Source organism: Amycolatopsis sp. cmx-4-61 (assembly GCF_046548775.1).
Classification (GTDB): Bacteria; Actinomycetota; Actinomycetes; order Mycobacteriales; family Pseudonocardiaceae; genus Amycolatopsis.
Genome location: NZ_JAEBEI010000003.1, coordinates 480,059 through 493,830, shown reverse-complemented (window position 1 = coordinate 493,830; position 13,772 = coordinate 480,059). Strand labels below are relative to the sequence as shown.

The window sequence follows — 13,772 nt, the reverse complement described above, 5'->3', positions numbered from 1 at the left end:
GGTGGCCAGGGCGAGGGAGGCGTGGGTGGCCAGGAGCAGCAGGACGTCGCGGTCGGCGGTGTCCAGTCCGTGCCGGGATCGTGAGTAGACGTTGAGGGCGCCGCTGGATTCGCCGGTGGGGGGTCCGGTGATGAGCGCGGTGGACAGGACGGATCCCATTCCGAGTTGGGTGGCGGCCGGGGCCCACCGGGGCCAGCGTGGCTCGGCCGCGAGGTCCGGGGCGATTGCCACCGCCGGGCCGCCGGGGTCGGCGGCTTCGACGCAGGGGCCTTCCCGGAAGCGGTACTGCAGCCGGTCGAGCTCGGTGGCGACCTCGTCGGTCTCGGCGGGGGTGTGGAAGTGGCCGTCGGCGTCGAGCAGGGTGAAGCTGGCCAGGTCGGCGGCGGGGACCATCGCGGTCGTGGCTTCGAGGACGCGTTGGAGGACGTCTTCGACGGTCGGGGCGGTGACCAGGGTGCGGGTCAGCCGGGCGAACTGTTCGGCCAGGGGGCCGGGAGCGGGTTCGCCGTCGGCGACGAAGGTTTCCTTGTCGCGTTGCCAGTCCTGATCATTGCCCATGCCGGTCTCCCTGAGTTGCTGTGGAAGACGGCTGCGTTCTCAACCATCGCAGCGACCAACGTAACCCGCCGGGGCGCCGGGTCGCTACGAGCCCGTCACACCTGTGCGCCGGGACAGAACCGAGCGCCGAGAGCGATTCGTGTTTCGGTGCGCGACAGGAGGGTAAGGGGATCGTGGATCCGGATCTCCCGTACGGGCTTCTTCGGGTCTAGGCCCTGCCGGGTCTAAACGCAGGGCCGGCAGGGCCGTCTCCATCTCCACCCGGGCAATCCGGCGGGCGGCCGGCTCCGAACACCACATCGTGTGGAGTGCTGAGAGCAGCGGATCACGGCAGAAGGCTGACGCCGGGCAGGCGAGCATGAAAGGTCCTGAGTGCGCTCTGAAGCTGCTGGAGGCAGCCCGTTGACCGGGGTGTTCGCCGCCGACGACGAGATCGGACGCGACCTGGCCCGGGTGGACTGGACGTCGACCCCGCTGGGGGCGCCGGCGAGCTGGCCGCAGAGCCTGCGGACCGCCGTGAGCATCCTGCTGTCGTCGCGGTTTTCGATGTGGATGGCCTGGGGCCCGGAGCTGACGTTCTTCTGCAACGCCGCCTACCGCCGGGACACGTTGGGCCGCAAGTACCCGTGGGCGCTGGGCCGGCCGGCGAGCGAGGTGTGGGCGGAGATCTGGGACGACATCGGCCCCCGGATCCAGACGGTGCTCGCCACCGGCAAAGCCACCTGGGACGAAGCACTGCTGCTGTTCCTGGAGCGCTCCGGCTACCCGGAGGAGACCTACCACACGTTCTCCTACAGCCCGCTGCGCGACGACACGGGCCAGGTGGTCGGCATGCTCTGCGTCGTCACCGAGGAAACCGAGCGGGTCATCGGCGAGCGCCGGATGGCGATGCTGCGAGACCTCGGCTCGGACCCGAGCGTCGTGCAGACTGAACAGCAGGTGCTCGGCTTCGCCGGCCGGCAACTCGGCCAGGACCTGCGTGACCTCCCATTCACCCTGACCTACCTCTTCGACGGTCCGGGCGCGGTGCTCGCCGGGACGACCGGCATCGAGGCCGCGCCCCCAGCCACCGCGTGGCCGGTCGACACCGTCGCCGGGGGAGAGTCGGTGCTGGTCGAGCTGGACGGCGCGGTCTTCCCGGACCCGCCGGCCGGGTCGTGGCCGGAACCACCCACGCACGCGCTGGTCGTGCCGCTCCGGCAGCAGGGCAGCGCCCCGTACGGGTTCCTGGTGGCGGCGTTGAACCGGTACCGCGAACTCGATGACGGCTACCGCGGGTTCATCGACCTGGTGGCCGGGCACCTCGCCGCGGGCATCGCCAGCGCCCGCAGTTACCAGGCCCAGCAGCGACGCGCCGAAGAACTGGCAGAGCTGGACCAGGCGAAAACCACGTTCTTCTCCAACATCAGCCACGAATTCCGCACGCCCCTGACCCTGATCCTCGGCCCGGTCCAGGAATTGCGTGGCCGCTGGGCCGACGGGGACCAGCGGGCCCGCGAGGAACTCGAGGTTGTCCACCGCAACAGCCTCCGGCTGAGCAAGCTGGTCAACACGCTGCTGGACTTCTCCCGCATCGAAGCCGGCCGCATGCAGGCGAGGTACGAGCCGGTTGACCTGGCTGCGGTCACCGCCGAGCTCGCCAGCGTGTTCCGGTCGGCCATCGAGAAGGCCGGGCTGACGTTCAGGGTGGATTGCCCGTCCTTGGGCGAGCCGGTGCACCTGGACCGCGGCATGTGGGAGCGGGTGGTGTTCAACCTCCTCAGCAACGCGCTCAAGTTCACCTTCGACGGGTCCATCGCCGTCACCGTCGGCCGCGACGACGATCGCGCGGTCGTCACCGTCGCCGACACCGGCGTCGGCGTTCCCGCCGCGGAGATGCCGCGCCTGTTCGAGCGGTTTCACCGCATCGAGAACACCCGCGCCCGATCCGGCGAGGGCAGCGGCATCGGGCTGGCGCTGGTCCGGGAGCTGGTCGAGCTGCACGGTGGCACCATCGCCGCTGACAGCGTCGAGGGCGCGGGCACCGCATTCGTCATCCGGCTACCGTTCGGCTCCACCCACCTCCCGGCCGACGCCCTGGCACCGGCCGTGACCAGCGTCGCCACCTCCGCCACCGCCGAGCAGTACATCCAAGAAGCGCTGCGTTGGCTGCCGGAAGGAACTCGCACGGGGGACGCCGCGAGCCCGGTGCGGAGCAGCGCTGCTGTTCCCGCCCGAGTCCTGGTCGCTGACGACAACGCCGACATGCGCGAATACCTGACGCGCCTGCTGACCGACGCCGATTACCGGGTCACCACCGCCGTCGACGGCGGACAGGCACTCGACATCGCCCGCACCGATCCACCGGACCTGGTGATCAGCGACGTGATGATGCCAGGCTTGGACGGCCTCGCCCTGGTGGGCGAGCTGCGCGGGGATGCCCGCACCGTCGCGGTGCCGGTCCTGCTGCTGTCGGCCCGCGCCGGGCAGGAAGCTTCCATCGAAGGACTGCAGGCCGGGGCCGATGACTACCTCGTCAAGCCGTTCGCCGCCGCCGAACTGCTGGCCCGCGTCCGGGCCAACGTCGAACTCGCGCGCCTGCGCAACCACCACGCCCGCTGGCGCACCGCCCTGGTGGACTCGCTGCAGGAGGCGTTCTTCGTCTGCGACGAGAACGGCTCGGTCATCGAGATCAACAAGACCTTCACCGACATCCTCGGGTTCGGCCCGGAAGGCCTGCCGTACGAACCGAGCCACCCGTGGTGGCCCGACGCAGCCACCGATCCCGACGCCCGCCAACAGGCCACCGAAGCGTATGCCGCACTGCTCGGCAACCCCCATGGCAGCCTTACCGTTCCCGTCATCCACCGCGCCGGGCACCGGGTGTGGGTCACGGCCACCTTCACCCGGGTCGACGATCCGGAAACCGGCCGCCAGGTCACGGTCGGGACGTTCCGCGACGTCACCGCCGAGCACTACACGGTGCAGCGCCAAGCCGCGCTGGCGGCGCTCAACCAGCAGCTCGCCCAAGCCGACACCGTGACCGAGGCGGTGACGGCGTCGGTCGAGGAGCTGTGCCACGTGTGGAAGGCACGCCGCGCGCTGGCGGTGACGTTCCCGGAGGGGGCAGAGCCGCAGCTGGTGTGCGCCGGTGAGCCGATCCCGTGGAACGAGCTCGCGCCGGAAGTGCGGGCGACGATCGAGGCGTTGCGTGCAGGTGACCCGCTCACTCCCATCACGGGTGACCCCGAGGCCGTCGGCATCGCCCTGCAACACCCCGCGGGGATCCTGGTCCTGTGGCTGGAGCTGGCCGAGCGACGGCGGGTCACCTCCGAAGACGAGACGCTGCTGACCGTGCTCGCCGGACGGCTCGGCCAGGGGCTCTCGCGCGTCCACCAGCACGACCAGCAGCGCGAGACCGCGCTGGCGCTGCAGCACGCCATCCTCGGTCCGCAGCAGCTGCCGGGTGGCTTCGCCGTGCGGTACCAGCCGGCGACCCGTCCCCTGCAGGTCGGCGGTGACTGGTACGACCTGGTGGACCTCGACGGCGGACGGATTGCCCTCGTCGTCGGCGACTGCGTCGGGCACGGCCTGGCGGCGGCCACCGTCATGGGACAGGTGCGCAGCGCCTGCCGCGCCCTGCTCCTCGAACACCCGACCCCGGCCGCGGCCTTGGCCGCGCTGGACCGATTCGCCGCCAGGCTGCCCGGCGCCACCTGCACCACGGCCTTCTGCGCCGTACTCACCCCCGAAACCGGCGAACTGACCTACTCCAGCGCGGGCCACCCGCCCCCGGTCCTGGTCCACGCCGACCGCACCACGCAGCTGCTGGAGGACGGCCACTCCATCCCACTGGGCATCCTCGCCGACCACACCCGGCCCGAAGCCCGGGTGGTCATCCCGCCCCGCGGCACCCTGCTGCTCTACACCGACGGTCTCGTGGAACGCCGACGGCACCCGCTCGACGAGGGCATCGCCCGCGTCGCCGAGCTGGTCGAGAACAGCACCACCGCGACACCGGACGAACTCGCCGACAAGCTGATGACGGAGCTGGCCCCAGCGGCCGGCTATGAGGACGACGTCGCGGTGCTCCTGTACCGCCAGCCCGGCCCGCTGGCGATCGGGTTCCCGGCCGACGCCGGGCAGCTGGCTCCCACCCGTCAGGCCCTGCGCGGCTGGCTCGAGCGATGCGGACTGGACACGGAACAGATCCAGAACGTCCTGGTCGCCACGGGCGAAGCCGTGGCCAACGCCATCGAACACGGCCACCGGGACACCCCTGGAGGTGCGATCCGGCTGAACGCGGCCGCCTTCGTCGACCAGGTGCACGTGACCATCACCGACACCGGGACGTGGCAGCCCCCGCAGCCCTCCGCGAACTCCCGGCGCGGCCGCGGCATGACCATGATGCGGGAACTGGTGAACGAAGTCAGCGTGCACCCGACCACCGGCGGCACCACCGTCCACCTGCACGCGAGGATCACTGCATGACACCGCTCGCTCTGGAAATGTCCCGTCGCCACGACGGAAAACGCGTGCTGATCGCGACCGGGGAGATCGATCTCAGCAACATCACCGCCTTCAGCCGCGCCCTCGACGACGCCACGGCCGTCGGCCCCCTCATCGTCGACCTGCGCGCGGTGGGCTACCTCGACAGCGGCGCGATCAACGCCCTGTTCGCCCACGCCGGCCAGCTCAGCCTCATCATCAACCCGGTGCTCGAACCGGTGCTGGCCTTCAGCGGCCTGACCTCGCTGATCCACGTCGAACAATGACCCGGTTGACCCCGTCCGGAAGCGCGGGACGGCCAACCTGCGTTACGACGTGCCAACACCGGGGACGCTGCCGATGTGGCATTTCGATCGGACAGCGGGGCTGCACACCAGACGAGGCGTTCGCGTTGCTCGTTGAATTGTCCCAGCACACGAACACCAAGCTCCACGTCGTGGCCCAGTCGCTCGTCGACGACACGCTCCACCGCGCCGGCAACCGGGTTGGCCTGCCGACCCCCAACGCGGCTGCGGTCTTCTCTCGCGTGGAGAACAACGCCGTCGTGCAAAGTGGTGTGCTTCACACGATCGGGTCGTGACGATCGCTCGAGCGGGGTGTCGATCCGGTGTGGAAGAAACAACAAGGCTGCTTCTTCCGCCACCGCAAGGCATATCCGTTCCGTGCGAAGGAGACAACCATGACGACCGCCGCTGCCAAGGTGCCCGCGCAGACCAGTTCGGCGCAGCCCGCCACGAAGACCGATGGCGCACTGGTCAGCGCCCAGGGCTCGACGTCGATTTCCGATGTCGTGGTCCAGAAGATCGCCGGCCTGGCCACCCGTGAGGTTCCCGGCGTCCACGCCCTCGGTGGTGGTGCCGTGCGGGCCTTCTCGGCGATCCGAGAGCGCATCCCGGGCGCGACCGCTTCGGCGGGCCAAGGCGTGTCGGTGGAGGTCGGGGAGACGCAGGCCGCCGTCGACCTGCAGCTGGTCGTCGAGTACGGCGTCTCCATCGCCGACCTGGCCCGCTCGGTGCGCCGCAACGTGATCACCGCGGTCGAGCAGATGACCGGCCTGCAAGTGGTCGAGGTGAACATCCACGTCGGCGACCTGCACCTGCCCTCCGACGAGGAGGGCGAGCCCACCGACACCGGCCGGGTGCAGTGACCGCCGAGCCCGACGCCGCCCGGATCGCCGCCGCCGTGCTGGCCGTGCCCGGCGTGGCCGGCCTGCACGGCGGCCGGTTCGGGGAGATCGCCACCCTTGTTCCGCCGCAGCGGGTCGCGGGCGTCCGAGTCCGCGACGGAGACGTCACCATCGCCGTCACCGCTCGCTACCCCCTGGTGGCCACCGAGCTCGCCGCGGCCGTACGGAGCGCGGCGGGCGACACCGGGCGAGAGGTGCACGTCGTGGTCGCGGACATCGTCGAACCACCCATTACGCACGAACAACTGAAGGAGAAGGTCTCGTGACATCCACCCAGCTCGGCCTGCTCACCGGCCTCGTCCTCGGCCTGGCCGTCGCCTTCGGCGGCTTCGGCGCCTTCGCCGCCGTCGCGGTCCTCGGCGCGATCGGCTTCCTCGTCGGCCGCGTCCTCGACGGGAAGCTCGACTTGTCGCAACTGTCCGGCCGCGACCGGGGCTGAACGCCATGACCACCACGCTGACCGCCCCGGACCGCGGGACGCTCACCATCGCCGAGCAGGCGGTGCAACGCCTCGCCGCCCACGCGGCACGGGAACTCGACGACGTCGGCGGCACCGCCGGCCGGTTCCTCGGCGTCAGCCTCGGCGCCGAAGACCTCGACCGCTCCGCCAGGGTCACCGCGCACGTCACCGGCAGCGAGGTGACGCTGGACATCCGCCTCTCGATCACCTATCCCGCCTCCGTCACGCGCACGACGGAACGCGCTCGCGAGCACCTCGAGCGCCGCGTCGAAGAACTGACCGGACTCGTCGTGACCCGCGTCGACATCACCGTCACCGCCCTGCGCACCACCGTTGCCCAGCGCCGGAGGGTCGAATGAAACGCCGACCACGCCGCAGTGTCCCGGCGCTGCTGACCGCGCTCGTGTTGCTGGCCGCGTGCGTGCTCGTCTGCGTGAGCGCCGTCCAGCTGATCCTCGGCGAACGCCCGTGGATCAGCTACGAAACCGTCGCCGCCACCCTGCACAACCTGCGGTGGACCGACGTGCAACCCGCCCTCGCCGGCGGTTTTCTCGCCGTGGCCGGCTTGGTTCTGCTGCTGGCCGCGGTCATGCCCGGGGCCGCCACCGTGCTGCCGGTGGACGGCCCGTTCCACTCCGGCGTCGCCCGCGGCAGCTACCGCTCGGCCCTGCGTGCGGCTGTGGCCGGCGTCGACGGTGTCTCCGGTGCCCGGGTGAAGCTGCGTTCGCGGCGGGTGAAGGTCCGGGTCACCACCACGCGGACCCGGCCCGACGGCCTGGCCGACGCCGTCCGCGCGGCGGTCACGGACCGGCTCGACCGGATCGGCCCGGCTACCCGGCCAGCGGTGGCGGTGCGGGTCCGCGCCCCCAGGAGGACGGCATGACCGACCTCAACCGCCCCGCGCGGCTCAACCGCACGGTCCTCGGCCTGCTTGGGCTGGTTTTGCTGGCCGCCGGCGGATTCGCGCTCGCGACCCATTTCGGGCAGCTGCGGCTGCTCGATCCGGATTCGCCGCTGGTGCCGGGAACGACCCGGCCACCGACCTGGGGGCTGTACGTCACCGCCACGGCGGCCGTGCTCGTCGGGTTGCTGGTGCTGCGCTGGGTGCTCGCCCAGCTGGCCCGCCGCCCGCCGACGCGGACGTGGCGCTTCGACACCGACCCGGACCGTGGCCGCACCGAACTGTCCGCCGACGCCGCGGTCGCGCCCTTCACCGAGGAACTGAGGACCTACCCCGGTGTGCACCACGCGCGCGCCACACTGGCCGGAACCCGCGACGATCCGACGCTGGCGCTGGTGGTGACCCTGTCTCAGGACGGCGATCCGGGACAGGTCCGCGACCGCCTGACGACCGACGGCCTGCCCCGGCTTCGGCAGGCACTCGAGCTGGAAACGGTGCCGGTGAGCATGGAATTCCGCGTCAGCTCCGCGGCGGAGCGCACGGTCCGTTGAGGCGAGTCGGGGGAGCACGCATTGATCACTCCGATCCGCTGCGCGATCGGTTCGGGCCGGAATGACGCCTCGGGTGTGTGATCACCGAGATGGGCGCGGCGCGGGTGTCGGGGTCCCGGCAGGGCGTGGCCCCGAACCTGCCGAGGGGCCGCCGTGTCGTCGTGCCTCGGCCGGCCCGTCTCCCGCTGTGCAGGCCGCGGTGCCTGGTGCCACTCTGGGATCATGACACACCACTTGCTCGTCCACGCCTTGGTGACAGCGCAGGAGCTCGAAGCTAAGGGCTTTCTCGGCACCGTCGGCAAAATCGCCGCGGCCACGGTGGTCTTCTTCATAGCGATCGGATTGGTCATCGGTCTGCTGCTCGGCTACTTCATCGGCCGCTCGGTAGGCCGGCGGCAGGGGCCGCGCGCCTGAGGACCGCCCGGCCGCAGCGGCCCCCGGCGCGCGGGCCGGACCTGGTCGCGTTCCGTCGCGCCCATCGCCCCGCCGTGGCGATGGGCTGCGCGCAGCGCCGAGTCGCGCGGGTGCCGGGCGTGGCGGATGTGGTGTGTATGCCGCACTGCGGTGGGTCGTCCAGTGCGCCGAGCGCGTGATCGGCTGCTCGTCCATGGCGAAGCGGCCACGAGCGCGATGCAGGGCGGCACGTACGGGCATCCGTCCTACCAGGTGGACGATGGACAGCCCGGCGATGGAGGAGCACGAGCATCGGCATCCCCGTGAAGGGGCGAAAGAGCCCTGCCTACTGACTTCCTCTACGACACCGAGCCGCTGCTTTCCCCGGCTGCTGAAGGAGGCCGGTCGCGAATGCCGCGGTGAGAATCACCTAACGCGCGGTTGATCGCGTTCTTACCCGCGAGAAACCTCCCGGCGGTTTTCTGGTCACTGCGGTGACCACCACGATCGGGAGGCGACGTGACGAGCATCTACGAGCAGATCGGCGGCCAGGACGCGCTGGCGGCCGTGGTCGACGACTTCTACGAACGCGTCCTGGCCGACGCGGAGCTGGCCCCGTTCTTCAGCGGGACGAACATGTCGCGCCTGAAGGGGATGCAGGTCGAATTCTTCACGGCGGCCCTCGGCGGTCCGGACGAGTACCGTGGGCGGACCATGAAGGACGTCCACCGTGGCCGGGGCATCGCCCAGCACCACTTCGACCTCGTAGCCAAATACCTGACGGATTCCCTCTTGTCCGCGGGGGTGCCGGAAGAAACCACGGAGACGATCATCGGCGCCATCGCGCCGTTGTCGGAAGACATAGTCGCCCCGGTGTGAGGAACGGGTGCCCGCCGGGGTCGCGCCACCGGCGGGCACCCGCGGCAGCGGCCGCTACACCGGGTGGCTCGTGAACGACCTCGTCGCCGCGGAACGCCCCGGGTCCCGGGAGCCGTCGGACTGGGGCCGCCACCACACTTTCCGCTGTGCTGACGCGTTCGCCACCCACCCGGAATAGCGGCTGCGCGAGAGCCCCGGCCTGGTGAGAGTCGCATTCGACGAGGCAATGCGCTGGGAATCTCCGGTGCAGACGTTCTTCCGCTCCACGACCATCGAGGTCGGCATCGGCGACGTCTCCGTCCCTGAGGGTCAGGAAGTTCTGATGTTCGCCCGCCTCGAAGCCGAGACGCTGCTCACGGCGCTCGCTCGCCGGGTGCACGCGATCGTCCTGAGGCGGCGGGCATGGTGGAGAACGTTTGCGAGGGCGCCGAATCGGGGCAACGCGGCGACTACGTCGCCTGAACTGGCGTGCGGTGTGCGGGCGACGCCGCGCGTGCAAGCTTGGCTGACCGCGGTACTGCTTCGACACGTTCAACGCGGCGCAGAAGATGACGTTGACCGTGCACGAAGGTCGATCCGGTGGCGGGCCCCGCGTTGGCAGGCCTGCTGGGCTGCGGCGGTGTCGGCGACGCCGCGATCGCCGGCGCGGCCCTGGCCGGGGCGACCGCGACCATCGCGATCGACGAGCGGAAGCTCGCATGGGCGCGATCTCGGTGCCACCCACACCGGCAATGCCGCGGACACAGCATTACAGCGGTGTGGCCGGGACGGACGTGGATGAGCGCGATTGACTCGAATGGGGGTCGTGCTTCGTGTTCAGCGGCTTCGAGGTCTACTCGATGGTGGCTACGGATGGAGACGAGCCGGGGTTTCCGGATAGCGTTCCGTCGCGTGGGCGAAGTACTTGCCTTTGCCCGTGTCTTTCGCTGGATGAGTTGTGGAGGAGAAACGTGATGGTGAAGAAGGCCGGTTTTCTCGTGGCTGGGGTGGCTGCGGGTGCGTTCCTCGCCGGTGGTGTCGCGTCCGCCGACACGCCGCCCGGTCACCACCACGGCGGCGGCTTCGGCAGCCAGGCCGGTCTGCTCAACTTGAACAACACCGATCTTCTGCACAACGTCAACGTCACCCCGGGCGTCTGCGGTCTCGAAGTCAACGTTCTCATCGTGCAGGTTCCGATCCAGGACTCGCTCAACGGTATCGGCGTGCCGATCTTGTCGCCGAGCCAGGGCGACGCCGGCGATGAGGACGGTGGCAGCGACGGACACGGCGCGGCCGGGGCGAGTCCCTACAACTGCGCGTCCGGTTCCATCGCCGACGGCGGCAGCGGCAGCGGCAACTGATCGGTCCGCGCTGTGGTTGCCGTGGTGTGTCGGTAACCAGGCCGGGGCAGTATCGGGCGGGACGGCTATGTCACCACCGCGCCGAACGCGAATTGGACTTGCAGAGCCCGCGGTTGGGGCCAGCTGATCACCGGGAGCGAGCCAGGTGATCAGCCGGCGGGCGACCGCCGGGGCGTGGCGGTTGGCCCGGCGTCGAGGCGTACGCCTGTCGGGGGCTCGTCGTCTTCCATCTGCTCCGTTCGGTACTGGTCCACTGGGTCTCCTTCGCTGCGTCCGTTCGGGCGGCGAGGAGTCGACCAGGGGAGGTGGGCGGCCGAAAGGCTTGTGCCTCGGGTGTCCCGCAAGACACCGGTTCAGTGACCGGTCATACCACAATGGACAGTCAGGCATGAGCTACGCCGGCCTTGCCCGCACCGCAACGGTCGCGCCAGATCGTCGACTACATTCTGGAGCACTACGACCAGAAGAAAGACCACCGAACCGCTCGAGCGGTACCCGCTCGGCCAGAGCGCACAGATCTCGGCTGGGGCGGCGTAACCTCGGGCGTACTTGTCAAGCTTGACCTGGTTTGGGACCATTGCGCTTCATAGGGCGACCGTCCATCGTTTGGGGGAACGACGTGAGGTATACCCATGCCCGGGCCGTCATCAAGCTGCTGAGGCGGCGCACCCCAGGTACGACCCGGGAGATCAGGCGCCTGCTCAGGCACTGTGAATCCCGGTTCGCCGAGTGGCAGCTACCGCCGTCTTCCACCATCACCACCGTCGCCCAGGAGCTGAGCCGGCGCCGGGGACGGCCGATCCACCTCATTCCGCTGGCTTTGGGCGCCGACCAACCGTCCGGGCTCTCGCTGACACTGCCCACCATGGACGTCGTCGCCTACGAGGCGGAAACCAGCAGGACCCATCAGGACCACATCATCGCCCATGAACTGGCGCACATCATGTGCGGTCACACCGGCATCGTCCCGATCGACGGAAACGTCGCCCGGCTGGTCTTCCCGAACCTGGATCCCGGTCTGGTCCGGGACATGCTCAACCGCGCGGACTACGGCGACGAGCATGAACTGGAAGCCGAGATCATGGCCTCGGTGATCCTGCGGCGGATGAACGCACGGCCGGAGCGATCCGGCCCGACGCCGCCCGAAGAGGACCAGGAGGTGCTGGCTCGACTGGAGAAAACGTTTTCCACTGACGGAGACGGCTCGTGAAGACGGATCTGCGCACGGTCTGTCTGGCGTTCGGTTGCGCCATCCTGCTGTACAAGCTGGTCGGCGTGGCACGCGGCCGGCGGGACCGCGCCACGGTGGTCTTCTGCCTCTACGTCGGCCTGTCGGCACTGAGCTATCTGGTGTTGGTGCCGCCGATCGCGGCGCGCCTCGACGGGTGGACCGGCGTACCGCAAACCGCCGGGCTGCTCAGCGGGGTTTGCGTGCTGGGCCTGACCGCGGCCCAGCAGTATCTCCTCGTTCACTGGACCTACTCGCCCGAACTGGCTCGGCACAAGATGCGCCGCCGGTGCTCGTGCTGGGTTCTCGCTCTTGTCGCCTACGTGGGAACGTATCTCGTCTTCACGCCGGGGAACCAGCGGTTTCAGTACTTCTATCTGGAGAACGCCCACAAGCTGTGGCAAGCACCCTACCTCGTGATCTACGCCCTTGCCTGTGTCGTCGGCCAGGCGGACGTGGTGCACCACTGCCGGCGTTTCGCGAAGATCGCCGACCGTTTCTGGCTGCGATGCGGCATGCTGACCATGGCGGCCGGTGGGGTGCTCATCCTGATGTACGGCACGATCCGGGTCGTCGACCTGGTCGCCGCGCCCATGGGCCTCGATTTGCGCGCGCTTGAACCGGTCGCGTGGACCTTGGGTGACGCCGGCGCGCTACTCGAGTTGCTCGGCTGGGTGGTGCCGGTGCTGGGACCGCGGCTTTCCGCGACGAAGCGGTGGCTTCGGGACTACCGCACCTACCGTCGCCTCTATCCCCTGTGGCGAACGCTCCACCAGCAGGTGCCCGAGGTCGCGCTGAGGCCGTCGCGGACGTGGCTCGGCGATGTACTGCGGCTTCGTGACGTGAGTTTCTGGCTGCACCGCAGGATCATCGAGGTTCACGACGCACTACGCGCGCTGCGGCTGCGGACGGACGACCGGTCGAGCGAGGGCGTGCCGGCCGTGATCGCCGGGGCCGTCGCGCGGGCTGGTGACGACGGTCCGCCGATGGCGGCTCGGGACCGTGGACCTGACGATGACGTCACGTGGCTGATCGAACTCGCCGACGAGGTGGCCGCCTACCGACGGGGTTGGCGGCGATCGGGGTCTTCGGCGGAGTACCCGGTCGGAATCTCCCGGCGGGACGCCAGGTCGTAGATCGTCACCTGCCGGCGGGCCGCGCCCAGCGCGATCGCCGTGGTGCGGTCGTCGATCACGTCGACCGTGCTCAGCACGACCCGTTGCCCCCGCCGGTTGTAGTAGGCGCCGAGCAGGCGGGACGGATACATCCGCAGCTCGGCCGCGTGGTCGGACAGGTAGCGGCGCAGGACGGACGTGCCGCGGCCGCCGAAGAACGTCACGGCCGGTTCTGCCAGGGCGCCCGCGCGACCGGTCGCCGCCACGAAGCCGGTGACCGGCTGGGTTCCGTCGCGTGGATCGACGGTGAACCCGCCGCTCAGCCTCACCTGCGTGACCAGCCCGTCCATGGCGGCCTCTAGTGCGGGGAAGGGGACCCCTGTCCCGTCTCCGGTCAGGAGCGCGAGACCGGCGACGGCGACGCAGGTCAGTACGATCGGGCGGGACGACACGCTGGACTCCTTCCGGCGGCGGCCGACCAGTCGAACGGTGACCGCGGCACTAGACGAATGTGACATATACGGCATATCGTTGGACTGTCAGTTGATAGGATCCACCTCCTGGTACGCACTCGAAATGAAGGCCGCAAATGGTTCACGATGACGGCGAGTCCGTACTCGCCGAGCAACTAGACTCGTTGTTCCGGTCGAGCCGCCCACAGGGACGTTCCTGG

17 protein-coding genes and 1 pseudogene are annotated in these 13,772 nt (G+C 69.9%); 16 read left to right on the top strand and 2 right to left on the bottom strand.

Translation table 11 applies throughout. The features are described 5' to 3' along the window. The coding region (locus ACLJOU_RS14760) for a GAF domain-containing protein (RefSeq protein WP_410567602.1) at positions 1-453 on the bottom strand (453 nt) is incomplete at its 3' end. Between the two features lie 516 nt (positions 454-969). Between ACLJOU_RS14760 and ACLJOU_RS14755 the strand changes: the two genes are divergently transcribed. The 16 genes and pseudogenes from ACLJOU_RS14755 to ACLJOU_RS14680 all read left to right on the top strand — a co-directional run bounded on the left by ACLJOU_RS14755 (position 970) and on the right by ACLJOU_RS14680 (position 13,120). Then, positions 970-5,028: a SpoIIE family protein phosphatase gene (locus ACLJOU_RS14755; protein WP_410567600.1), complete on the top strand. Its 4,059-nt coding sequence runs from the start codon at positions 970-972 to the stop codon at positions 5,026-5,028. Further along, positions 5,025-5,312 carry an STAS domain-containing protein gene (locus ACLJOU_RS14750; RefSeq protein WP_410567576.1) on the top strand — a complete coding sequence of 96 codons (288 nt, stop codon included), beginning with the start codon at positions 5,025-5,027 and terminating at the stop codon, positions 5,310-5,312. Before ACLJOU_RS14755 ends, ACLJOU_RS14750 begins: the two co-directional genes overlap by 4 nt. Further along, positions 5,309-5,626: an ANTAR domain-containing protein gene (locus ACLJOU_RS14745; RefSeq protein WP_410567574.1), complete on the top strand. Its 318-nt coding sequence runs from the start codon at positions 5,309-5,311 to the stop codon at positions 5,624-5,626. Before ACLJOU_RS14750 ends, ACLJOU_RS14745 begins: the two co-directional genes overlap by 4 nt. Before the next feature lie 99 nt (positions 5,627-5,725). Further along, positions 5,726-6,193: an Asp23/Gls24 family envelope stress response protein gene (locus ACLJOU_RS14740; RefSeq protein ID WP_410567572.1), complete on the top strand. Its 468-nt coding sequence runs from the start codon at positions 5,726-5,728 to the stop codon at positions 6,191-6,193. Next, positions 6,190-6,498, top strand: coding sequence for a hypothetical protein (locus ACLJOU_RS14735; protein ID WP_410567570.1), 309 nt, complete (start codon positions 6,190-6,192; stop codon positions 6,496-6,498). The genes ACLJOU_RS14740 and ACLJOU_RS14735 overlap by 4 nt, the downstream gene beginning before the upstream one ends. Further along, positions 6,495-6,671 carry a hypothetical protein gene (locus tag ACLJOU_RS14730; RefSeq protein ID WP_410567568.1) on the top strand — a complete coding sequence of 59 codons (177 nt, stop codon included), beginning with the start codon at positions 6,495-6,497 and terminating at the stop codon, positions 6,669-6,671. The genes ACLJOU_RS14735 and ACLJOU_RS14730 overlap by 4 nt, the downstream gene beginning before the upstream one ends. A 5-nt stretch (positions 6,672-6,676) precedes the next feature. Beyond that, entirely contained in the window at positions 6,677-7,051 is a 375-nt protein-coding gene (locus ACLJOU_RS14725; RefSeq protein ID WP_410567566.1) for an Asp23/Gls24 family envelope stress response protein, read from the top strand. Further along, the gene (locus ACLJOU_RS14720) at positions 7,048-7,575 is read left to right on the top strand and encodes a DUF6286 domain-containing protein (RefSeq protein WP_410567564.1); all 528 of its coding nucleotides are present in this window, start codon (positions 7,048-7,050) and stop codon (positions 7,573-7,575) included. Before ACLJOU_RS14725 ends, ACLJOU_RS14720 begins: the two co-directional genes overlap by 4 nt. Further along, entirely contained in the window at positions 7,572-8,144 is a 573-nt protein-coding gene (locus ACLJOU_RS14715; RefSeq protein WP_410567562.1) for an alkaline shock response membrane anchor protein AmaP, read from the top strand. Before ACLJOU_RS14720 ends, ACLJOU_RS14715 begins: the two co-directional genes overlap by 4 nt. Positions 8,145-8,366: 222 nt before the next feature. Continuing rightward, complete coding sequence (locus ACLJOU_RS14710; RefSeq protein ID WP_410567560.1) at positions 8,367-8,558, top strand: hypothetical protein; 192 nt, start codon at positions 8,367-8,369, stop codon at positions 8,556-8,558. Between the two features lie 498 nt (positions 8,559-9,056). Next, complete coding sequence (locus ACLJOU_RS14705; protein WP_410567558.1) at positions 9,057-9,416, top strand: group I truncated hemoglobin; 360 nt, start codon at positions 9,057-9,059, stop codon at positions 9,414-9,416. Between the two features lie 7 nt (positions 9,417-9,423). After that, complete coding sequence (locus tag ACLJOU_RS14700) at positions 9,424-9,594, top strand: hypothetical protein (protein WP_410567556.1); 171 nt, start codon at positions 9,424-9,426, stop codon at positions 9,592-9,594. 212 nt (positions 9,595-9,806) lie between these two features. Next, positions 9,807-10,161 (top strand): annotated as a pseudogene (locus tag ACLJOU_RS14695) (S-(hydroxymethyl)mycothiol dehydrogenase); the annotation flags it as partial. 208 nt (positions 10,162-10,369) lie between these two features. Beyond that, entirely contained in the window at positions 10,370-10,756 is a 387-nt protein-coding gene (locus ACLJOU_RS14690) for a hypothetical protein (RefSeq protein WP_410567554.1), read from the top strand. 865 nt (positions 10,757-11,621) lie between these two features. Beyond that, positions 11,622-11,966, top strand: a complete 345-nt coding sequence (locus ACLJOU_RS14685; RefSeq protein ID WP_410567553.1) for a hypothetical protein — start codon at positions 11,622-11,624, stop codon at positions 11,964-11,966. Next, positions 11,963-13,120: an MAB_1171c family putative transporter gene (locus ACLJOU_RS14680; protein ID WP_410567551.1), complete on the top strand. Its 1,158-nt coding sequence runs from the start codon at positions 11,963-11,965 to the stop codon at positions 13,118-13,120. The genes ACLJOU_RS14685 and ACLJOU_RS14680 overlap by 4 nt, the downstream gene beginning before the upstream one ends. Here the strand turns inward: ACLJOU_RS14680 and ACLJOU_RS14675 are convergent. Beyond that, positions 13,042-13,551 carry a hypothetical protein gene (locus ACLJOU_RS14675; protein ID WP_410567549.1) on the bottom strand — a complete coding sequence of 170 codons (510 nt, stop codon included), beginning with the start codon at positions 13,549-13,551 and terminating at the stop codon, positions 13,042-13,044. The genes ACLJOU_RS14680 and ACLJOU_RS14675 overlap by 79 nt on opposite strands. Positions 13,552-13,772: the final 221 nt, after the last annotated feature.